General features: G+C 57.9%; 20 protein-coding genes and 1 tRNA gene. 14 read left to right on the top strand and 7 right to left on the bottom strand.

What is annotated here, in order from left to right; all coding sequences use genetic code 11:
• The first annotated feature begins 15 nt into the window (after positions 1-15).
• Positions 16-933, top strand: a complete 918-nt coding sequence (locus tag QKE19_RS05540; protein WP_049172575.1) for an FAD-dependent oxidoreductase — start codon at positions 16-18, stop codon at positions 931-933.
• Here QKE19_RS05540 and QKE19_RS05535 read toward each other — a convergent pair.
• Entirely contained in the window at positions 890-1,411 is a 522-nt protein-coding gene (locus tag QKE19_RS05535; RefSeq protein WP_070827235.1) for a GNAT family N-acetyltransferase, read from the bottom strand. The two genes, QKE19_RS05540 and QKE19_RS05535, sit on opposite strands and share 44 nt — an antisense overlap.
• A gap of 286 nt (positions 1,412-1,697) precedes the next feature.
• On the opposite strand from QKE19_RS05535, the gene QKE19_RS05530 reads away from it, so the two are divergent.
• Entirely contained in the window at positions 1,698-2,927 is a 1,230-nt protein-coding gene (locus QKE19_RS05530) for an HNH endonuclease (RefSeq protein ID WP_347890550.1), read from the top strand.
• Here the strand turns inward: QKE19_RS05530 and QKE19_RS05525 are convergent.
• Entirely contained in the window at positions 2,924-3,250 is a 327-nt protein-coding gene (locus QKE19_RS05525) for a transglycosylase family protein (RefSeq protein WP_005511827.1), read from the bottom strand. The genes QKE19_RS05530 and QKE19_RS05525 overlap by 4 nt on opposite strands.
• A gap of 93 nt (positions 3,251-3,343) precedes the next feature.
• On the opposite strand from QKE19_RS05525, the gene QKE19_RS05520 reads away from it, so the two are divergent.
• Positions 3,344-4,357 (top strand): phosphatase domain-containing protein, encoded by a 1,014-nt coding sequence (locus QKE19_RS05520; protein ID WP_070546991.1) that lies wholly within the window; start codon positions 3,344-3,346, stop codon positions 4,355-4,357.
• On the top strand, positions 4,354-5,034 hold the full coding sequence (locus QKE19_RS05515; RefSeq protein ID WP_347890547.1) for an AAA family ATPase: 681 nt from the start codon (positions 4,354-4,356) through the stop codon (positions 5,032-5,034). Before QKE19_RS05520 ends, QKE19_RS05515 begins: the two co-directional genes overlap by 4 nt.
• Here QKE19_RS05515 and QKE19_RS05510 read toward each other — a convergent pair.
• The gene (locus QKE19_RS05510; RefSeq protein WP_347890545.1) at positions 5,018-6,400 is read right to left on the bottom strand and encodes a DHA2 family efflux MFS transporter permease subunit; all 1,383 of its coding nucleotides are present in this window, start codon (positions 6,398-6,400) and stop codon (positions 5,018-5,020) included. The two genes, QKE19_RS05515 and QKE19_RS05510, sit on opposite strands and share 17 nt — an antisense overlap.
• Before the next feature lie 59 nt (positions 6,401-6,459).
• On the opposite strand from QKE19_RS05510, the gene QKE19_RS05505 reads away from it, so the two are divergent.
• Entirely contained in the window at positions 6,460-6,876 is a 417-nt protein-coding gene (locus QKE19_RS05505) for a DUF1801 domain-containing protein (RefSeq protein WP_286683155.1), read from the top strand.
• A 38-nt stretch (positions 6,877-6,914) separates the two neighbouring features.
• Here QKE19_RS05505 and QKE19_RS05500 read toward each other — a convergent pair whose 3' ends face one another.
• On the bottom strand, positions 6,915-7,730 hold the full coding sequence (locus tag QKE19_RS05500) for a hypothetical protein (protein ID WP_347890543.1): 816 nt from the start codon (positions 7,728-7,730) through the stop codon (positions 6,915-6,917).
• Positions 7,731-8,365: 635 nt separating this feature from the next.
• Positions 8,366-8,449 (bottom strand) — tRNA-Leu (locus QKE19_RS05495).
• A gap of 265 nt (positions 8,450-8,714) precedes the next feature.
• Between QKE19_RS05495 and QKE19_RS05490 the strand changes: the two genes are divergently transcribed.
• The 7 genes from QKE19_RS05490 to pknB all read left to right on the top strand — a co-directional run bounded on the left by QKE19_RS05490 (position 8,715) and on the right by pknB (position 17,918).
• Positions 8,715-9,614, top strand: coding sequence for a DUF3662 and FHA domain-containing protein (locus tag QKE19_RS05490; RefSeq protein ID WP_070602178.1), 900 nt, complete (start codon positions 8,715-8,717; stop codon positions 9,612-9,614).
• A 136-nt stretch (positions 9,615-9,750) separates the two neighbouring features.
• Positions 9,751-10,212, top strand: a complete 462-nt coding sequence (locus QKE19_RS05485) for an FHA domain-containing protein (protein WP_016421758.1) — start codon at positions 9,751-9,753, stop codon at positions 10,210-10,212.
• Complete coding sequence (locus tag QKE19_RS05480; RefSeq protein WP_016421757.1) at positions 10,209-11,543, top strand: protein phosphatase 2C domain-containing protein; 1,335 nt, start codon at positions 10,209-10,211, stop codon at positions 11,541-11,543. Before QKE19_RS05485 ends, QKE19_RS05480 begins: the two co-directional genes overlap by 4 nt.
• The gene (locus tag QKE19_RS05475; protein WP_016421756.1) at positions 11,540-12,901 is read left to right on the top strand and encodes an FtsW/RodA/SpoVE family cell cycle protein; all 1,362 of its coding nucleotides are present in this window, start codon (positions 11,540-11,542) and stop codon (positions 12,899-12,901) included. The genes QKE19_RS05480 and QKE19_RS05475 overlap by 4 nt, the downstream gene beginning before the upstream one ends.
• Complete coding sequence (locus QKE19_RS05470; RefSeq protein WP_016421755.1) at positions 12,902-14,338, top strand: penicillin-binding transpeptidase domain-containing protein; 1,437 nt, start codon at positions 12,902-12,904, stop codon at positions 14,336-14,338. It begins immediately after the preceding gene.
• Positions 14,339-14,340: 2 nt separating this feature from the next.
• A complete protein-coding gene (locus QKE19_RS05465; RefSeq protein ID WP_347890540.1) occupies positions 14,341-15,801 on the top strand; it encodes a serine/threonine-protein kinase in 1,461 nt (486 codons plus the stop codon).
• A gap of 53 nt (positions 15,802-15,854) precedes the next feature.
• The gene (gene pknB / locus QKE19_RS05460; protein ID WP_347890538.1) at positions 15,855-17,918 is read left to right on the top strand and encodes a Stk1 family PASTA domain-containing Ser/Thr kinase; all 2,064 of its coding nucleotides are present in this window, start codon (positions 15,855-15,857) and stop codon (positions 17,916-17,918) included.
• A gap of 3 nt (positions 17,919-17,921) precedes the next feature.
• Here pknB and QKE19_RS05455 read toward each other — a convergent pair whose 3' ends face one another.
• A complete protein-coding gene (locus tag QKE19_RS05455) occupies positions 17,922-18,593 on the bottom strand; it encodes an aminodeoxychorismate/anthranilate synthase component II (protein WP_048731900.1) in 672 nt (223 codons plus the stop codon).
• 135 nt (positions 18,594-18,728) lie between these two features.
• Between QKE19_RS05455 and crgA the strand changes: the two genes are divergently transcribed.
• Complete coding sequence (gene crgA / locus QKE19_RS05450; RefSeq protein WP_005511903.1) at positions 18,729-18,998, top strand: cell division protein CrgA; 270 nt, start codon at positions 18,729-18,731, stop codon at positions 18,996-18,998.
• 698 nt (positions 18,999-19,696) lie between these two features.
• Here crgA and QKE19_RS05445 read toward each other — a convergent pair.
• Positions 19,697-20,245, bottom strand: a complete 549-nt coding sequence (locus QKE19_RS05445; RefSeq protein ID WP_347890580.1) for a peptidylprolyl isomerase — start codon at positions 20,243-20,245, stop codon at positions 19,697-19,699.
• A 292-nt stretch (positions 20,246-20,537) separates the two neighbouring features.
• Here QKE19_RS05445 and QKE19_RS05440 point away from each other — a divergent pair, with 292 nt between their 5' ends.
• A complete protein-coding gene (locus QKE19_RS05440; RefSeq protein WP_347890535.1) occupies positions 20,538-21,431 on the top strand; it encodes a hypothetical protein in 894 nt (297 codons plus the stop codon).
• The last annotated feature ends 212 nt before the right edge of the window (positions 21,432-21,643 follow it).

Raw genomic sequence — 21,643 nt, 5'->3', positions numbered from 1 at the left:
CGTTAAGCTGGGAGCATGCTTGAGGATGTCATCATCGTCGGTGGCGGCCAAGCTGCCCTCGCTACCGCCTATTACTTGCACAAACGCGGCATTGATCCGCTCATTCTGGACAATCAGCCCGCTCCCGGCGGCTCCTGGCGCAATGTCTGGCCCTCACTGACGCTCTTTTCCACCCCGGACTTTTCCAACCTTCCGGGCATCCAGATGCCCGATTATGACGGTTTCCCGCCCGCTTCCCACGTGATTGACTACCTCAGCTCCTACGAAAAGCGCTACGAACTGCGCGTCCAGCGCCCGGTCACCGTCACGCACGTCTCCCATGACGGCACCTTCCAGCTCACCAGCGATGCCGGCGACTTCGAATCCCGACAGCTCATCGCCGCCACCGGCAACCGGCCCTTCGTCCCGTATTACCCCGGCACGACCTCCGCGAAACAGTGGCATTCGGCCAACTACCCAGGTCCCGAGCCCTTCGAAGGCTCCCGCGTTGCCGTTGTCGGCGCGGCGAACTCCGGCGCCCAAATAGCCTCTGAACTGGTGCTTTCCGGCATCGACACCACCTGGTTCACCCGCCACGAACCACGCTGGATGCCCGACGACGTCGACGGCCGCGTCCTGTTCAAACGCTACCGCCAGGGCGCCACCGACAGCATTGGCGACATCGTTGCCCTACCGCCCGTCCGCAAAGCCCGCGACTCCGGCGCACTCACCTGGACACCCATGTTTTCTTCGCTTGACGACGTCCACGCGGACCACCTCATCTGGTGCACCGGTTTCCGCCCAGCGCTCGACCCTTTCCGCAGCATCGACTCTGACCTCATCGAGTTCGTCGGCTACGGCGACTGGGTTGGCCCCGGTGCCGCCACGATCATGGGTGTTGGCCCCTTTGCTAAGCGCGCGGCCGAGCGGGTGGCTGCCCGTCTGTCAGCATGACCTGCATCAACAGCATGTCCAACCAGCGCCCGTTCTTCGCCCCCACCTGCGGCAATAGTCCAACGCGCTGGAAGCCATACTTTTTGTGCAGCGCAATCGACCCCTCGTTGCTGCCTTCTATCGCCGCAACCAAGACGTGCTTTCTCGCCTCACGAGCAGCATCGATGGTCGCGCTTAACAGTGCGCCTCCAATTCCCCTGCCTTGAAAGTTCGGATGCACGTAGATGGAGTTTTCCACCGTGTACTGAAACCCGTCGAAGTCACGGAAATCGCTAAAGGTGGCATATCCAGCGACTTCGTCGTCAAGCGTGGCGACGAAAACCGGGTAGCCCTTGTCCCAGTGCGCCTCCAGCCATGCGATGCGATTCTCCGCGCTGACGGTGTCATCGTTCCAGATGGCGACGGTGTTGATCACGGCCTCGTTGTAGATCTCCGCGATTGCTGCGGCGTCCTCCCGCGTTGCCTGTCGGATGATCATGGTTTTACTCCCCGCTGTCTGCGCTGGTTATCTGCACTCTGCTTTTATGAAAGCGAGATTACCAAGCTTCTACGTTCGAACGGGTGTTTTGTTTGTATTCTTGGGACACCACCTAGCGCGCCCCCTGCAAATACCCAGATAAACTGTGCTTTTATGGTCGACTAATCGTCTTCGAGAACTCCCCAATATTTCTTTTCATTTCTCTTTACAAACTAGAAACATGCCCGTATGATAGCAAGTAAGTTCGAAAGAAAACTGACAACCATTGGAGCACCAGGGGGATCCAATGAAGTCCGACCAAGCAACCGAACCATATTGGGCTCATGAGAATTCCGAAGATGAGCTCTCAGCACTCGCGCGGGCTACCAACCGCGCCCAACTTGAGTTGATTGAAGCCTGCTGCCCTGCAGGTGATGATGACGTTGAAAACCATGCCGCTCGCATCAGCGTTCGGTTGGGAATCACTCGCAGTGAGGCACTGCGTATCTGTGACATTGGCCTGTTGCTGGAGAAAATGCCACAGTTGGCGGAATATGCCCGGGAAAGCTGCGCATTATCCATGCGGCAACTCGGCATCATTGCACATGGCGTAGTCGGCATCGAGCCTGATCAAATACCCGATGCAGAGAAGAAGATTCTGGCATTGGTTACGCCACGGAAGCGTCGTCAAGCAATGATTGGTCCTCGCACGCTCACCACCAAAATTGGTGATATTGCTGCGGACTTGGATGACCGTGCTCGCGCCGACGGCACAATTCCCACCATCACCGACACGGAATCGGTGACTCTGGTGGAACGTCCCGACAGCTACTCCCAAATCATTCTCACACTGCGGCCGGACCGCGCCTATTTCGCCATGTGCGCAATTGAAACGGTCTTCCGCGCGAATGAGGAAATGACGCAGGCGGATGCATTTGTGGAACTCATCCACCAGCGCACCAATGCGGAAGTTGTGCTCAATGTTTTCCGCGAGCCCCACAGTGATGACGCCTGGCTGGACGGTGCCGGCTGGCTAGGCGCGCTGGTCACGGAGGAGTGGATGCAAAAGGTGACGCATGTCCGCCTCTCAGCAGACAGCGCCACCAATGGTTACCGCCCAACTCCAGCGCAGGTCGCCCGCGTCCACGGTCGCGATGGAACATGTCGCTTCCCCGGCTGCGAAGTCCCAGCGTACAAGTGCGATATTGACCATATCGCGCCGTACAACCAGGAAGACCCCGAAGCCGGTGGTCCCACCGACACGCAGAATCTGCACTGCCTATGCAGGAAGCACCACAACCTGAAAACCCACAAGCTCTGGGATATCACCGCTTATGAGGACGGCTCAGAGGTGTGGTCCTCTGCCGACGGCGTTACCGCGGCGACCGTCCCGGCCGGACCATTAGCCGGGTTCGGCCGACAGACTTTTGACAAACGCGCTACCCAGAAGACGAAAGCACGCCATGACCACTACATGAAGTGGTGGCTGTCATTCGCGGCTGTGCCAGATCTGGTCTTTGATGATGGGGAGGATTAACCCAGCGGACCACCGCAGTTCGGCCATGCGCCAGCACCCTGGGAGGCAAGCACGCGCTCGCCAATCTCAATCTGCTGCTCCTTAGTGGCCTGGTCAGCCGTCGGTGCGTACTGGTCACCGCCGTGGCCGCTCCAGGTCTGCTGCGAGAACTGCAGTCCGCCGTAGTAGCCGTTACCGGTATTGGTCTGCCAATTTCCGCCGGACTCACAAGCCGCAACCTGATCCCAGGCGCTAACTGATGCAGCGTTAGCGGCCGCGGTCGGGGCAGCAATCATGCCTGCTGCCACAGCGGCGGATGCGATGAACTTACCGGAAAAACGCATAAAAAGAGAACACTCCTAAAGGGTTGACTTTTCTCTTGGGCGACCAACCTACGCGCACCCTCCCCCGTCCTGTCAACCCGTATCCTGGAAAGCATGTCCGTGGCAGATGTCGTCCGCAAGACCGAGAGAAGGATCAACGCGCTGGCCGCCAAGCGTTCCAAAAACGCTGGTTGGGAACCGGAAATCATCGGTTTCACCGGGTACGGAAATGCAGAGCGCGTGCGCGTATTCGGCCGTGTCCTCCTGAAGGATCCGGCCAAAAAACGAGACGAAGAACGAAACAAAAAACGCGGATTTTGGCAGTTCTTTACCGTCGAACTCGCGGACTTTCCCGTCACCATCACTGCCGGCGACCGCACGGTGGAAACCACCACGGATAGCAACGGCTATATCGAGGTACTAATCAGGAATCACGGCCTCGAACCCGGCTGGCACGAAATTACCATCAACGACACTCCTGCAGAGGTCCTCATCCTCTCCCCGGAGACCAAATACGGCATCGTCTCCGATATTGATGACACCGTGTTGGTCACCATGCTGCCGCGCGCCCTCATCGCCGCCTACAACTCCTGGGTCAAGGAGACAGACGAGCGCAAGGCCGTCGCTGGCTTCAGCGAGTTCTATGCGCAACTTCGCCGTCGTTACGCGAGCAAAACCGACGAGGACACGGACGTTCCCGTCATCTATCTCTCCACCGGAGCGTGGAACACCTTCAGCACACTAAAAAAGTTCCTACACCGCAACAACCTGCCGAAGGGCCCACTGCTGCTCACCGACTGGGGGCCAACGCCCACCGGCCTGTTCCGCTCGGGCAAGGAACACAAGAAGGTGCGACTTCGCGACCTGTTTATTGACTTCCCCGAAATCAACTGGATTCTCGTCGGCGATGATGGCCAGTACGACCCGCTCATCTACGGCACGGCCGCGGCGGAGCATCCGGACAAGGTCGCGGCCATCGCAATCCGCAACCTCACTCCCAGCGAGCACGTGCTCTCTCACGGCACGGCGGTGCCAATTGAAAAGCTGGAGAACAAGGAGGTCCCGTTCATCGAGGGCGCCGACGGCTATGAACTGCTCAAACAGATTGACCAGCTGCCGCAACCATGATCTACCTCCGCCATGCCCGTATTCACGATGATGCCGAGCTCCCGGCGTACGTCGTAAAGCTCGCGCTGCCCTTCCCCATGACCTTCACCACGCCGATTACCATCCTGACCGGCGAAAACGGCAAGGGAAAGTCGACGGTGCTGGAGGCGTTGGCATCGGCGATGGGGGTCGATACGGACGGCGGCTCGCGATACAAGACGCAGGAGCGCACCTCCCCGGTCCCCCTGGCGCTGACCAGGCGCAATCCCCCGGATACGTTTTTCTTTCGCGGCGACGCGCACCTGAACCTCGCGCGCTATTACGAGTCGCTTGGAGACCCCTCCTTGGCAGACCTCACCCAGATGAGCCACGGCCAATCCATCATGACGCTGGCCGAACGCCGCTTCAGCGCCGAATCACTGATCTTCCTCGACGAACCCGAGGCCGGACTGTCGGTCCTACGCCAACTGGAGCTCCTCGGCCGCCTCGGCGCGCTCGCGGAAGCCGGCGCACAAATCATCATGGCGACGCATTCCCCCATCCTGCTCGCCGCACCGGAAGCAACAATCATTTCGCTTGACGACGCCGACACCACCCACTTCGAAGACACCCTCGCGGTACGGACAACCAGGGATTTCCTAGCCGATCCCGTCGGCATCGCGGACTACATGGTGGAGCGTTTTACTTCGGATTCTTAAGCCCCAGCGCCGCCACGACACCCAGGGCCGACAGTGCCACCGGCAACCACATCGCGTCACTCATGGCGGTGGTGAAGTCGCCACGGTTGCTGCTGAGAGCTGCGGCCATGACGGTGGCAATCAGTGCGCTGCCCAGCACACTGCCAATCTGGCGGATGGTGTTGTACACACCGGAAGCGGCACCGGCGAGGGACGGGTCGATGTTGCGGGTGGCAGCCGTCGACAGCGTGCCCCATATAAACGCGTTTGCCACACCGAATGCGGCGCCCGGCAGCAGCAGCCACAGCACGGAGAGATCCTCGTGGATGAGGTAGTGGAACCCGAGCATGCCCACCAGTGAGGACCCAAAACCAATCAGCGCGAACTCACGGAACTTCAGCCGGTCTAGCATTCGCCCAGTCCACGGCGCCATGACACCAGAGATGAGCGCCTGCGGCACGAGCAGCAGTGAGGCCTGGATGGTCGATAGGTCGCGGGCGTTCTGGGCGAAGAGGATAATCGGGAAACCGACCGCGACCACCAGCGCGCCCATCACGGCAATGGCCAGCGAGGAGATGGTGAAGTTGCGATCCTTAAAAAGGGACAGCGGCATCAGCGGTTCGGCCGTGGTCTTGGCCTCCCACAGGGTGAACAGGGCCAGGACCACCACGCCACCGGCAATCAGTGCCCAGATCCAACCGGACCAGCCGGCACTCTCCCCCTCCTGAATGCCGAAGACCAGCAGGAACATACCAATCGCGCTGAGTACAACACCGAGATAATCAATCTTGTTGCGGTGTGTCTCAAATGTCGGCAGATAGCGGAACGTAAAGACGAGCCCGATCAGCCCAATCGGCACATTAATGAGGAAAATCCAGCGCCAACTCAGCAGCTCAATCAACACGCCACCGGCCAGCGGCCCCGTCAGCGAGGCAATTCCGGCCGCCGCACCCCACAGGCCCATCGCCGCGCCACGATGCGCCGGCGGAAACATCTGCGTAATCAGCGCCATCGTCTGCGGCGTCAGCAGCGCGGCCCCCAGTCCCTGCACCACGCGGGCAATGATCAGCATGCTTAACGACGGCGCCAACCCACACGCCAGCGACGCCAACACGAAGATAACCAGGCCCGCTACATAGGTGTGCTTGACTCCCCAGAGGTCACCGAGCCTGCCGGTAATGAGCAACGGCACGGCATAGGCCAGCAGATAACCACTGGTCACCCACATGACCTGGTTGAGCTCACCGCCCAGTTCATGCTGGATGGTGTTGATGCCAACAGTGACAATGGTGGCGTCGACCAGGATCATGAAGAAGCCGAGCAAAACGGTCCACAGCGCTGGCCACGCCTTTTTGGGATCAAACTGAGTATTCAAATCTGTAGCCACTCGGAGTCATGTTAGTTGATGGCTCGGGTGTTAGTTGATGGCACAGTAAAATCCAGGCCATGGCTGTTCAGCATATGACCGATGAAACCATCGCCGAGTTCTTCGCCGATCACCTCTCGCGGGTGGATGATGACACGCAGCGCGCTGTCGCTCTCGAGGTGTTGGAATGGGTTCATGAAAAGTACCCGGAACTCGGCGTTCGCATTGCCTGGAATCAGCCGATGTTCACGCTCGATGGCACTTTTATCATCGGTTTCTCCTACGCCAAGAAACACATGTCCATCGCCCCAGAGCGCGACGGCATTGTGAAGTTCTCCGACGAGTTCGATGACCGCGGCCTCTCCTATGGCAAAATGATGGTCCGTTTCCCCTGGCCAAAAGATGGCAAAGCCGAGTCCATGCCGCTGGACCTGCTGGCCAAGATGATTGAGTTCAACATCGAGGACAAGCGCGGGATGACCAAGTTTTGGCGGTAGGCCGGGGTTGATTACCAGACCTGGAAGCTGCCAAGCATTTAATGAGCATTCCTTTCCTCAGCGAGATTGCGGAGGAATGCGTCTTTGTCGTCGCAGTAAATCTCAATCGAGGAAACCATCATTGGTCCCTTGTAAAGATCTTCTGCCACGACCTGCGAATCGACTTCTAACTTGACGTTCACTTCACTCAAAACAGGCACCCTGAGATTGCCGTGCTCGTCAATTGCTACGTCCCCTCCTTCACCTGCCGTTACGGAGCTCGCATGACGTAAGTGTGACCACGGAATTTCGCAAATAAGCCTTCGCCCATTTCGCAGTACGAGTCCTTGCGGTGTCATTAGATGTGGATGATCCCGAACAGTTACGTAAAATCCAGATAAAAGAACTACGGCATAAACACTAATTACCAGAAATAAATATCGCCAAAACGCATTAGAAATAGCAAAATGCACTATGCTTATTTCTGCAACGCTCAGCGCCAGTATCATAAAAACAACAGTTCGAAGGTTTCTATATGCTGTGAAGGACCTGACTTCACTGTCGACATTTCTCTGAGGCTTAAAAAAGGTGAAAGCAGCTAGCAGCGAACCAACTTCCGAAACGAGTAACGCTAGTATTTTTCGAGGTACGCCAAATTTCTTTGACGTCTCGGACAGCGAAGAAGCCCATGACCTGCCATTTCTGAGATAGTCTTGCCACATACCTCCAAACAGTAAGAGAAAAGCCGCAACCACCACGGCAAGTGGTAACAGGAATACCCAACCCGGCAAACCAGATACCACATTCATAAGAAGGAAAAGAACTCCTTCAAAAATAATTGCGGCACCCAGCATTGCTCTAAATACAATTTTCATGTTTGCCTTCCGACTATGAATTGGCAGGTTTTCCTCGGAAGAAGATTACTCACCAAACGGGCTCTCTCTTAATACTTCTTACACATTCTTGAGTTGATTTTTCACGATATAAACAGGTACCAAACAATCGTTAAAATATGGCCGTGAGCCAAATTCATGACTGAACACCGCTATACCAATGTCGCAGATGGGGGCCGACCGCCCTCATGCTCATCTCAAAACTATTCAAGTTTTCTTCTACTTTCAATACAAAATGAGTTTTGAGATTTCTACATTTCTTCTCGCGAGCTGGCTGCAATGCTCGCTGGCCCACGCATCCGACGACTTATGGCCACGCTATTCACCTATCGATGCGCTACAGCGTGTCCACAAGTGAATAGCGCATCGACAAGTGAGAGAGCCTGGCCCACAGCGTGCGCATAAGTGCCGAAAAACCATCGATAAGTCAGGAGAATCCATCGACAAGTCCCCGAAACCTGGCCATAAGTGCCGGACAGGGTTAAAGGAGAGTTAAAGGACAAGCCAACAACCTCAGCTCAGCATCTGCCTCTGCTTCAACCCAAGCCCCACCCCAAACCCCAACCCCACAAACAAAAAATCCTCGGAAGCTTTTACACTTCCGAGGATCTTCGCTGTGGGCGAAGGGGGACTTGAACCCCCACGTCCGTAAAGGACACTGGCACCTGAAGCCAGCGCGTCTGCCATTCCGCCACTCGCCCGTGGGAACGAATAGAACTATAACACCCCGCGCTAATACACCACCAAATCCCCAGGCCAGCGCGCGTTTTCCACCACTTTTCAGCACTTAGCAATAGCAACTTCCTCCACAACCGTCGTCACTATTTGATAAACCTCAGTAGTTCCTAGCCCTTAACTGAAGGTGTAGGGCTCTATACTGTTGCTTAAGTATCGATAATTTTTGTGCACATTTTTTTCACGTAACCCGCCGCGGTTTGGCGGGAGAAGGCGAATTTCTTTAGTCAGATGGATTTCCTAGGACGCATCCGCAAGCTCGATAGCTCGCTTCAGCGCGGGCTCGATAACAGCTTTGCGCGCGTGTTCGGCGGCAAGGTTGTCCCGAATGAGTTAGAAGAATGCCTGAAGCAGGAAATTGAAGACTTCCTGATGCAGGACGCCAACGGTCAGTACTTGGCACCCAATGATTTCCGCATTGGCATCAGCGCTGCCGACTACAAGAACCTTTCTGCGTCCGAGCCCAACCTGCCGAATCAGTTGGCTGACCGCATGACACGCTACTGCCGTAACAACGGCTGGGGCTTCACCGGTTCCATTAGCGTCCACCTGCAGGCAGTGGAGTCTCTCCACACCGGCCAGTTGAAGACGGCCAGCACTTTCACCGAGGACACCGTGGGCACCTCGGAGTTCGTCCCATTCGAGGACAGTGCCGATGATGCCAACACTGACGCAGCCCCGTCGCAAAGCGATGAGGAACCCCAAGCTGCAGAGACCTCTGCCGCCTACCACCCGCAGCCGGAAGCTGAGCAGTTCCCCACTGCTTCCCGCCCCATCCCCGCAGTCGACCCGGAAGCGGCAACTGAGCTGAGCAGCGCGACCGTGGGCGAAGACCAGCCCCAGGAAAAGACCGTCACCCTGCTGTTGCAGGACGGCTCCTCGCGCGTATTTGAGGTGCGCCATGGTTCGAACATCATCGGCCGCGGCACCGCTTCCGACTTCCGCCTCCCGGATACTGGTGTTTCCCGCCAGCATGCCGAGATCACGTGGGATGGCCAGGACGCTGTGCTCGTCGATTTGCATTCGACCAACGGCACCATTGTCAATGGCGAACCCATTGAGAACTGGCTGCTGGCCGACGGCGACGAAATCTCGTTGGGACATTCTGTTCTCGAAGTTCAGATTCGCTGATTCAGATCCGCTAAGTAGTGAGGTTCACCAGGTTCACATGCCACTGCCCTAGGTTTGCCGACACATTCCTGGAATAATTACGTCCGTGTGTTCGGTTTGCGGACCCACCAGCTCTACATAAGGAGGTTCCTCGGACGTGGAAGCTATCGTTTTTCTGCTTTCGCGCATCGGCGTGCTGGTCGTCCTGTGGTTTTTCATTTGGATGACGCTTCGCACCCTGCGTACAGAAACAACAGGCTCGGCTCCGCTGCGCCCACTTCGGCAGGCCAGCAGTGCTCCGGCCAAGCGTTTCCAGCGCTCGCAGACTCCACATCAGCTCCTTGTCACCTCCGGGCCGCTGGCGGGTTCGCGCATGAACCTAAACAACCAACGCGACATCACTATTGGCCGTTCAGAGTCGAATGCCTTCGTCCTCAACGATGACTTCGCCTCGGGCCAGCACGCTCGCGTCATCAACCGCGACGGCATCTGGTACCTGGAAGACCTGGACTCCCGCAATGGCACATTCCTCAATGGCCAGCGCGTGGAACAGCCGGAACGCCTGGCTTCGGGTATGGAATTTCGTATTGGCCGTACAACTTTGAGGTTGCAACCATGAGTCTTGCTCTGAATTACACGGCCCGCTCTGACCGCGGCCTCATCCGACAGAACAACGAGGACTCCGCCTATGCGGGTTCGCGTCTGCTCGCGCTTGCCGACGGCATGGGTGGCCACGCCGCCGGAGAAATCGCATCTCAGCTGATGATTGCGGCCGTCTCTCGGCTGGACAATGATCAGCCCGGCCCCGATTTGCTCGAGTCCCTGCGCAGCGCCTGCATGGAGGGCAATAACTCCATCGCGGATGAAATTGAGCAGAACCCCTCTACGCAAGGCATGGGCACTACGCTGACTGCTCTGCTTTTCGACGGTACCCGCCTGGGCATGTGCCATGTCGGTGACTCGCGTGGCTATCTGCTGCGCGACGGGGAGCTCATCCGCATTACCCGGGATGACACCTATGTGCAGTCCCTGGTGGATGAGGGCAATCTCACCGAAGAAGAAGCGGCAATTCACCCTCAGCGCTCACTGATTTTGAAGGCTCTCACCGGTCGCCCGGTGGAGCCTACTTTGTCTTATCGCGATGTTCACGAGGGCGATCGCTACCTGCTGTGCTCGGATGGTCTATCCGATCCAGTGTCCGCGGACACCATCAAGGATGTGCTCTCGGAGGGCACTCCGGACGAGGCCGCTACCAAGCTCATTGACTACGCGTTGAAGTCCGGTGGTCCGGATAACATCACCGTGGTGGTTGCCGATGTTGTCGATTCGTCGGCACGCACGCCTTACGAGCCCGCCCTGGCCGGTGCCCTACAGAGTGCGGAGGAGGAACTCCCCCGCCCCAATACGTCAGCGGGACGCGCGGCGGCACTCCGCCCGCGGAAGTCGCAGGAAATTGCAGTGACTTCGGCGCCGGAGAAGAAAGCTTCCAAGGGCAAGTGGCTAGTTATTTCTGTGGTGCTGGTGCTGGTGGCCGGGTTGGTCGGCCTTGGTATTTGGGGCTGGCAGAAGAAGGAGTCGATGTACCATCTCGCGGTGGTCGACGGGCAGGTGCAGCTGATGCACGGCGTGCCCGGCAGTTTGCTGGGCTTCGATCTGCAAGAGCCACATCAGTTCATCTGTTTGACCGATGACAATAAAGTTCAGCTTCCTCCGGCTGGGACGCCGAAGGAGAAGGTCGACTGCCACATCATGACGCCGGAAGATCTCTCACCGGCGGCACGCAATTCGCTGGAAGGTCTGCCGGCTGATTCCTACGACGGTGTCAGCGACCAGATTGGCCGTTTGGCGGAGTCGGCACTGCCGGTATGTCTGTCCGTTTCCGACGATGACAAGAAGGATGAAAAGCTGGGCTCGAAGCCAGGAGTCAACTGTAGGCAGGTGCGAAAATGAGTGAAACTACCACGAAGCGACAGCTTCGGATGAAGGAAATGCTCCTGCTGCTGCTGTCGGCAGGATTGTTGCTTTTGGCACTAATTTCACTGGAACTGGCTCAGGGCAACTCTCTGACCGCAGATGTCTTTTACATCATTGGCGGATTCTTTGTGATCTTTGCAGTGGCGCATATCGCGCTGACCTTTGTGGCGCCCAACGCCGATCAGGTGATGCTGCCGGTTGCAGCAACGCTCAATGCCTTGGGGCTGGTGATGATTCACCGCCTCGACCTGGCCAATGACACCTCGTTGGTGCGCAACCAGATCATGTGGACCGTACTCAGTGTCGCACTGTTTATCGGCGTGATCGTCCTGCTGCGCAACCATCACTCGCTGTCGCAGTACTCGTATCTGCTGGGTCTCGGCGGCTTGATTCTGTTGGCGCTACCGCTGGTGTGGCCGTCGTCGATTAATGCTGATGCCCGCATCTGGATTTCCATCGGCCCGTTCTCCATGCAGCCGGGTGAGTTTGCCAAGGTCATGCTGCTGATCTTCTTTGCTCAGCTGCTGGTGAATAAGCGCTCGCTGTTCAATGTGGCGGGCAAGCGTTTCCTGGGCATTGATTTCCCGCGTGTTCGCGACCTGGGTCCGATTCTGCTGATCTGGGGCATCGCTACCGTCATCATGGCTCTGCAGAATGACTTTGGCCCGGCGCTGGTGCTCTTCGGCACTGTGCTGGCAATGCTCTACGCTGCCACCGGTCGTGGTTCCTGGCTGATCATCGGCATGGTGCTGGTGACCGTCGGCGTTGTCGGTGTCTACATGGTTTCGGACAAGATTCAGGCGCGAGTCACGCATTTCCTGGATCCGTTGGGCTCCTACGACGAGGGTGGCTACCAGCTCTCCCAGGGTCTGTTCGGCATGAGCTGGGGTGGCATCGGTGGCACCGGTCTGGGCCAGGGCTACCCACAGAACATTCCGGTGGCACACTCTGACTTCATCCTCTCGGCCTTTGGTGAGGAGCTCGGTTTTACCGGCCTGAGTGCCATCATCCTGCTGTTCGCGATTCTGATTTCCCGCGGTATTTCGGCGAGCTTGGCGGTACGTGATTCCTTTGGCAAGCTGCTGGCGGCCGGTGTCGCATTCTCGATGGCCATTCAGCTGTTCGTGGTTGCAGCCGGTGTTTCCAAGCTGATGCCGCTGACCGGTCTGACTACTCCGTTCATGTCAGCCGGTGGTTCCTCACTGCTGGCCAGCTACATCATGTTGGCCATCGTGCTGCGCGTCTCTGACGAGGCCAACCGCCCCTGGGGTATTCCAAGCAACCCTTCAGGCCTCAACGACAATGCCACCGCATCTCAGGAGGTGAACCAGTAGATGAATAAAACCATTCGCCAAATCTTTGTTGTCGTTCTCGGACTCTTCGTTCTTCTACTGGCGAACCTGACCTACATCCAGGGCTTCCAGCAGGATAAGTACGCCCACAATCCGCTGAATAGCCGCCAGTTCCTGGAGGAAAAGTCCAAACCTCGCGGCCAAATCACCACTGACGGCGACATTCTGGCCCACTCGGTCAAGGGCGAGAGCGGCTTCTATGACCGCAGCTACGACACCGACCCGGAGGCATATGCCGCGGTGGTCGGATACCTGTCGGACATCTACGGCTCCGCCGGTATCGAACGCTCTCAGAACGAGATCTTGAACGGCAGCGACCCTTCGCTGTTTACCTCCCGCGCCCTCGACATGGTCACGGGCAAGGAACCCTCTGGGGCCTCCACGGAGCTGACGCTGTTGCCGAACGCTCAGCGGACTGCGTACCAACAACTCGCTGAACGCGGCTACGTCGGCTCCGCCGTCGCCATTCGCCCATCGACGGGTGAAATTCTCGCGATGGCCTCCACACCGTCGTTCAACCCGAATGACATCGCCGCCGGCGACGAGAGTACCTGGCAGTCCCTCAATAACAATGAGGGCGCACCGCTGCTCAACCACGCCACTCAGCGTCCGCTGCCGCCGGGTTCCACTTTCAAGGTGTTGACCACGGTCACGGCACTGGAGCAAGGCGCTTCCCCGGACACCTCGGTCACTGGCGCACCGCAGATTACGCTGCCGGATACCACCACTACGTTGGAGAACTACGGTGGCTCGACCTGTGGTGGGGCTACTACAACTCTCCGCCAGGCTTTCGCGCAGTCCTGTAATACGGCATTCGCTGAGCTCGGTATGCAGTACGGGGCCGATGCGCTCAAGGACGTCGCTAAGCGATTCGGCATCGGTGAGACCCACGATGACGCGGGCCTGCCGATTCAGCCCTCCGCTGTCGGTGATATTCCGGATCAGTCCTCGCTGGGTCAGACCTCCATTGGTCAGCGCGACGTGTCTTTCACGCCGCTGGACAACGCCATCATCGCCGCCACGATTGCCAACGGCGGCGTGCGCATGGAACCCCAGATCATCAAATCGGTGCGCGGTGCCGACCTCTCCGAAATCAAGTCCTTTAAGCCGATTGAAGCCGGCGAGGCGATTTCGCCGGAGGTCGCGGAGACCGTAACTGAGCTGATGCGCGGCTCCGAGTCGCACTCGGGCGGTAACGGTTCGCGTATTGCCTCCAAGACCGGTACCGCGGAACACGGTGCTGTCCGCGGCGAGTACGCACCGCACGTCTGGTACATCGCCTTCGCGCCGGACTCCGATGTCGCCGTGGCTGTCGTCGTGGAAAACGGTGGCGGCCAGGGCCAGGGCGCTACCGGCGCCTCCGTTGCTGCCCCGATTGGCCGTGCACTCATTGACGCGGTCGAACAGGCGGGTCGATAAGCATGGATGCCCACCAAGTTCAAGACATCGTTGGCGACCGATATCACGTTCGCCGTCTGCTCGGCCGTGGCGGCATGTCCACCGTCTGGCTTGCCGACGACGCCACCAGCGGCGAACTGGTTGCAATCAAACTTCTGAACCAGGAGTACTCGGACAACTACGAGTTCCGGCAGCGTTTCCAGAACGAAGCCGCCGCTGCGCGCAGCGTCAACAGCCCAAACGTGGTGAAGATTGTCACCTACGAGGAAGGCGACATCGGCAGCCACGGCGCGTGTTACATCGTCATGGAGTACATCCGTGGCGAATCTCTGTCGCAGGTGCTGCAGCGACGTCGCACCCTGCCAGAGCACCTGATGCTCGACGTGCTAGAGCAGACTGCACACGGCCTGTCGGCAATTCACGCTGCGAACCTTGTCCACCGCGACATTAAGCCGGGCAACCTCCTGGTGACGCCGGAGGGCACCGTGAAGATTACCGACTTTGGCATTGCCAAAGCCGCTGAAGCGGTGCCTCTGACGCGTACCGGCATGGTCGTCGGTACCGCGCAGTATGTCTCACCGGAGCAGGCACAGGGCAAACAGGTGAGTCCGGCGACAGACATCTACTCGCTTGGCTGTGTCGCCTACGAAATGGTGGCCGGCGCCCGGCCCTTCCAGGGCGACTCCACCGTCGCGGTTGCCGTGGCACACATCAACGAGGCACCACCTGCGTTGGCGCCGACGGTCAATCCGCATATCCGCGAACTTATCGGCATTATGCTGCGCAAGGATCCGCAGCGTCGCTATGCCGATGGCCGTGAGCTGGCACAGGCTGTTTTGCGAGTGCGCGCGGGGCACCGCCCACCACAGCCGCGTGGTGTGACCCCAACGGTGCACCGTCAATCCAACGCTGCCAACCCGGCGACCACCGAACTCGGTGCCATGACGCGACCGCCCATGCCGGTGTCGCAGCCACCGCAGCAACCGCAGCGGCCACCGCAGCAACCCGCCCGACAGCGTAAGCCGGCAAAGAAGCGCAGCGGCTGCGGTTGTGGCTGCGGCAGCATTGTGCTGTTGGTGCTGCTAGTGTTGCTGGCCGGTGCTATCGCGGTCGTCTATTCGCTGTCGACTACCGGTTCACTGCCAACCATTCCGAACTTGGAGCAGTACATTCCGAACCAGTCACAGCAGCAGACCACAGAGGAAAACACCGACCCCAACGACGGTTCTGGTTACGGTTGGTCGGGAGACAATTCCGGTAACTGGGGAAATAACGACGGCGGCAACAATGACGGTGCCTCTGACAGCTCCACTGAGCAGGACACCAGCGAGACCGCTCCGGAAACGTCCGAACCGACTCAGGATTCGGGCAACGACAGTGGCGACAACAGTGGCGACGACTCCAGCGGCGGTGGTCTGCCCGGTATTCAATTGCCCCTAGGAAATGACTCCGGTAATACCTTGGGGACTCCAGATGCACAGTAATATTCAGGTACAAGATGTTTTGGTGGAAATCCTTCCGAAGGGACTGACGAACAATGTCTGGCAATGACGATCTCCTCTCCGGCCGTTATCGGCTCGGCGAGCTCATTGGCGTTGGCGGCATGTCCGATGTCTACCGCGCTGAAGATACTGTTCTCGGTCGCTCTGTCGCGGTCAAGATGATGAGGGCCGACCTTGCCAGGGATGAGAACTTCCTCGCAAGGTTCCGTCGTGAAGCGAAAAACTCAGCGCTGCTGAATCACCCGTCGATCGTGTCGGTGTACGACACCGGCGAGACGGATAGCCCGATGGGGCGCGTGCCTTTCATTGTCATGGAGCTGATTCAGGGCGAGACCCTGCGTGATCTTGTTCGTCGTGAGGGGCGGCTCGACCCGAAGAAGGCCGCATCGATCATGGCATCGGTGTGTGATGCGCTGACGGCATCCCACCATGCGGGCATTATTCACCGTGACATCAAGCCAGCGAACATCATGCTGACCAACACCGGCAAGGTGAAGGTGATGGACTTCGGCATCGCTCGCGCGCTCGGTGATTCCACCACGATGACGCAAACTGCGGCGGTGCTGGGTACCGCGCAATACCTCTCGCCGGAGCAGGCGCGCGGTAAGACCGCCGATGCCCGTTCCGATATTTACGCTGTCGGCTGCGTACTTTTCGAGGCCGTCACGGGCGCCCCGCCATTCACCGGTGAAACCCCTCTTTCTGTCGCTTACCAGCACGTTCAGGACCAGCCGCCGCGACCTTCGGGGAAGCTCAACACCGACCCGAACACGGCTCAGGCCCTCGACGCGGTGCTTCTGACCGCGATGGCCAAGGATCCGATGGAGCGCTACGACTCTGCAGAGGACTTCGCCCAGGATTTGCGTCGTCTTGCACGCGGCGAGGATCCGTTGGCGCTGGCACACCACGGCGCGCATGACGACGACGCGACGACCACCGAATTCCTTCCGGCAACTCCATCGGATGCTGAGACCCGGGTGACCCCTGCGCAGCAGGCAACTCCGGCCGCTGTCCCTGCTCCGGCTCCGGCTCCGGAACCGAAAGAAGCAGCTGCCCAGCCGGAAGCCTCTGCTCAGATCGCTAACACTGACGAGCCTGAGAAAAAGAAGGGTGGCGCAGGAAAGACTGTCGCACTGGCGGCTGCTGCGCTGGTCGCTCTCGGCGGTGTCGGCTACGGTGCCTACCAGCTTTTCAACTCGTCCACCGAGGTCGAGACCGTTGCCATTCCGCAGGTCGAGGGTCTAAATGTCAATGAGGCAACGCAGGTTCTCGAGCAGGCTGGTTTCGTGGTCAACCGCGTCGACGAGCCGAACCCAGATGTGCCCCGAGACACGGTGATTGCCACCGAACCGGGCGTCGGATCGGGGTTGCCGCAGGGATCTCGTATCAAGCTGCGCGTATCTTCGGGCCCAGAGTTGACCAATGTGCCGGATGTACGCGACAAACAGGCCGAGGAAGCTCGCCGCCTACTCGAGGAGGCGGGGCTTGTCGTCAATCCGAAGCTGCAAGAGGAACCGAGTGAGGACGTTCCGCGCGGCAATGTCATCGAGCAGTCTCCAGCTGCCGGTTCTCAGGTGTCGAAGGGAACCCGTGTAACTTTGACTGTCTCCTCCGGTATCGAGACCAAGACTGTTCCGGATGTCACTGGTCAGAGGTTGGATTCCGCCCGCACGACCCTCGAGTCCGCTGGTTTCGTTGTCGAGGTGGTGGAGGTTGACTCCACTGAGGAACAGGGAACCGTTGTTGAGGTTCCCCAGAAGGGCACGGAGCTCACCGTCGGAACGACTGTCGAGCTGCACGTTTCGCGCGGCAACCAAATTAAGATGCCACGAGTTGAGAGCCAGACTCTCCGCGATGCGGAGAAGGCACTCACCGATGCCGGCTTCGAGGGAACTATCCGCACCGAGGAAGTCACCACGTTGGATCTGTCCAAGGTCGACCACGTGGAGAAGGCCGACCCGTCAGCCGGCTCCAAGCTCAACAAGGACGGCGAGGTCACCCTGCGTGTCTACCGGCTGGGGGTCGCCCCGGAGAGCTCTTCAGAGGAACGGCCTGCTCCTGAACCTCCCATAAGGCTGCCGGATCTGCTGCCTAACTAGCGGCTAGTGTGCCAGCACGTCTGAGAAGGCGCGCTGGTACACGGCCTGCTGCTCTTCCAACTCCGCCAGGAGTTCCTCGGTGTACTCACCGCCGGCCAGCCGCAGCCAATTGACCAGCATGCGGTGCCCGTACTGGGTGAGTACCGACTCCGGGTGGTACTGCACGCCGTGAATCGGCAGGTCGCGGTGGCGCATCGCCATCAGCATGCCCGAATCCGTGAATGCCGTGGCAATGAGTTCCTCCGGCAACGTCTTCGGATCCACCGTCAACGAGTGGTAGCGCGTGGCAATAAAAGGACTGGGCACATCGGCCAGAACACCCGTGCCGTCATGGGTGACCGGGGAGGTCTTGCCGTGCAACAGCTCGTCGGCACGCACAACCTGCGCACCAAAAACCTCACCAATCGCCTGGTGACCCAAGCACACACCCAGCACCGGTGTCGGCTCGTCCTGCCTGCTCACCGCGCGAATAATGTCCTCTGTCCATCCAGCATTGGACGGCTCACCGGGACCGGGCGACAGTAGGATTGCATCAAATTGCTTTACGACGTCGTCAACATCGCGGAGACGCGCATCATCATTGCGCCAGACAGTAACCGTTTCGCCGAGCTGGCCTATGTACTGGACCAGATTGAATACGAAGCTGTCATAGTTATCGACGACGAGAATCTGCATAACTGGGGATTCTACTGCCTGCGAACTTCACTGGTAAGTTCGGATGCAAAGTTTACAATTATGCATATACCGCGGGAGTGTAGATACCGCGCTGATCGCAACCTGCTGACCACAACCTAAGGAGTTTAAAGCGCTATGCCTAAGGCAAAGATCGAAAGCACTAATTCACCACAATCCGGTGGCTCCTCCGTCAGCCGTACCCCGGTCAAAATCAACAGCACTCAGACGCCGGTGTGGTACAAGGTGCTGATGTTCGGGTTCATGCTGATTGGTTTGGGCTGGCTGCTGGTCAACTACATCGCGGGTCCGCATATTCCGTTCATGGTGACTTTGAACGCATGGAACTACGTCATCGGCTTTGGTCTTTTCATTGTTGGTCTGCTGATGACTATGGGTTGGCGTTAGTCAGCTCTAATACATCGCACCCCCTCAGGCGCATCCACTTTTGGATGCGCCTTTTTTTCATACCTAAAAACCCAGGTCAATTCACCCCCGTCAATACACCCGTTTCCCACACGTTTTTCGGAGAATGAGGTTTTCCCTCCTACTGATCGCGCAAAAAAGTTATCCACAGAAACCTGTGTAACAATCATGTAATTTGTGGATAACTGTGGAGAGATTTCGTCCCAAATTTCTCACGGGTTACGTGACAGAAACCGTAAAGCATGACAACTTTGGTTCTATCTCCTGTGTCCACAGCATCCACAGCCTGTGGATAACTCTGTGAACAAGTAACATAGTTGCAAGTCAAGTTGTGCGTAACTCCAATATTCTGCGGAGTTCGACCACTTTCGAAAGCTGGTTCGTAAATTACAAGAATGGAATTATCCACACATGTGCACAAGTCTGTGGACAACTGTGGATTCTTGTAATTTGTGAAAATTGGGACCCGTAACGTGCTTCTTGGCCCGTGTTCACCTAGGTGAACAGTGGAGCATTTTGTCCACAGGGCTGTGGACATGTGGAGAATCACCCCAATTTACTACTACCCCCGCTACCCCTAAACACAACATTGAAGCTACGGGCCGTCGTAAAGCGAAAATGGGCATGAAAAAACCCGCCCGGAACAACCGGACGGGTTAAAGAGCGTAGAAGCTAGCGGATTACTTCTCGATGTCGATGGAGGTAATCACGACCGGCTCCAGCGGACGATCCCAGTGATCGGTAGCCACACGAGCGACCTCGTCGACGACCTTCTTCGAGGCGTCATCAGCGACCTCACCGAAGATGGTGTGAGCGCCATTGAGGTGCGGGGTCGGAACCACGGTGATGAAGAACTGGGAACCGTTGGTGCCACGACCGCCACGCTTGCCGGCGTTTGCCATAGCGAGCAGGTACGGACGATCAAACTGGAGCTCCGGGTGGATCTCATCGTCGAACATGTAGCCCGGGCCGCCGGTGCCGGTGCCCAGCGGGTCACCACCCTGAATCATGAATCCGGCGATGATGCGGTGGAAGATGGCCTCATCGTAGAACGGGCCGGACTCGGTGCCAGAGGCGTTCTGACCCTTGTACTCCTTCGTGCCCTCTGCCAGGCCGATGAAGTTGTCGACAGTGTTCGGCGCGTGGTTGCCGAACAGGTCAATCACGATATCGCCATGGTTGGTGTGCACAGTTGCAGTAGCAGTCTTAATAGTCACGTTCCTTAGGATACCGACCTTGGTGGCCAATTGCTCTTACTGGTGAGTTTCTCCGTGGCAGAAACCAGCGAAAATGTTTTTCAAGATAAGGAAAAGAGTTCTTCGTTGACCCCCATGAAGAGCAAATAGTGCCTAAGCTGGAATGTGAGCCTGCTGCAAATATTTCGACGCTAGGCCTAACTGGGCCCTAGCTCTTGGACTTAGAAGCATCTTGGTCTCAGAGGCACTGGCGCCGCAGCAGTATTAATCATTGATTGAAAATTAAAGGCGAAGCCTGTTGGCGATGCACTAATTAAGGAGAGTCATGAACCCCAACGCAATCTCGCTGGCTGTCAAGGGACTGAAGTCCGCTTACGACAGCTACTCGGATTACCGGGACAAGAAGGCTGCAGAGCTCTACGACACGATGCAGGAGGCTAAGAAGGTGGCATCTGCACAGAACGAGGCTGCAAAGGACGCAGCATCCGATTGGGCAGAAGACGTTAAGGAAAAGGTTTCCGACGCTCGCGATCAGCTCGCTGAGCAGGCTGAAGAACTGACCGGCAAGGTTGAGAAGAAGTCCAAGGAGACCAAGAAGCAGGCTAGGAAGGCCGCGAAGCAGGCCGAGAAGGACGCGAAGCGCAAGGGCAAGAAGACCCGTTGCAAGGCTCGCTGCGAAGCTAAGAAGGCGGAAAAGAAGGCCAAGAAGGCTCGCAAGGACCTCGAGGTGCGTACCCAGAAGGCTATCGACAAGGTAACCGGTAAGGAAGAGCAGCGCGCCAAGAACGGCCGCATTGCAACCGCTTCCCTGGTCTTCGCTGTTGTTGCAGCAATCGTCGGCGTCATCGTCTGGAAGCTACGCAAGGACGACAAGCTCCCGGTCGACCCGGCTCCGTACCAGCAGAAGGCCCAGGAAGTTAAGCACAAGGTCGAAGAAAAGGCCTCCGAGGTCAAGGAGACCGTTGAGGAGAAGGCTTCCGAGGCTAAGGAAAAGGCTGAAGAGGTAAAAGGCAAGGCAGCTGACAAGGCCGACGAGGCCAAGGACAAGGCTGCTGAAGCCAAGAAGACTACTGAGGAGAAGGCTGCTGAGGCTTCCAAGCAGGCTCAGATCAAGGTCGACGAGGTCAAGACCGAGAAGAAGAACGCTGAGGACGCTAAGAAGATCTCTTCCAAGCCGTCCAAGCCAGCTCCGAAGCCGGGTCAGGCTCGCAAGAAGTAAATAGGCGGCTGGGGCTAGATAGCCAAAAGCCTTTTCACGCCCGATCGTTCTGTGCAGTAGATGCGCCGACGGTCGGGCGTTTTTGGTTAAGCAGCAAACCTGACAACTTCAAAAGACGGGCTGCAAGTGTGAAACTGTGCGAGCTTATGACACTTTCAAGCCATTTTTCAGGCCATTTTTGACATAAACGCAGTCAGTAACTCGGCGTTCTT

Source organism: Corynebacterium sp. c8Ua_99 (assembly GCF_039907185.1).
Classification (GTDB): domain Bacteria; phylum Actinomycetota; class Actinomycetes; order Mycobacteriales; family Mycobacteriaceae; genus Corynebacterium; species Corynebacterium jeikeium_D.
Note: the sequence above shows the minus strand (reverse complement) of the source record. Positions and strands in the feature narration are given on the sequence as shown.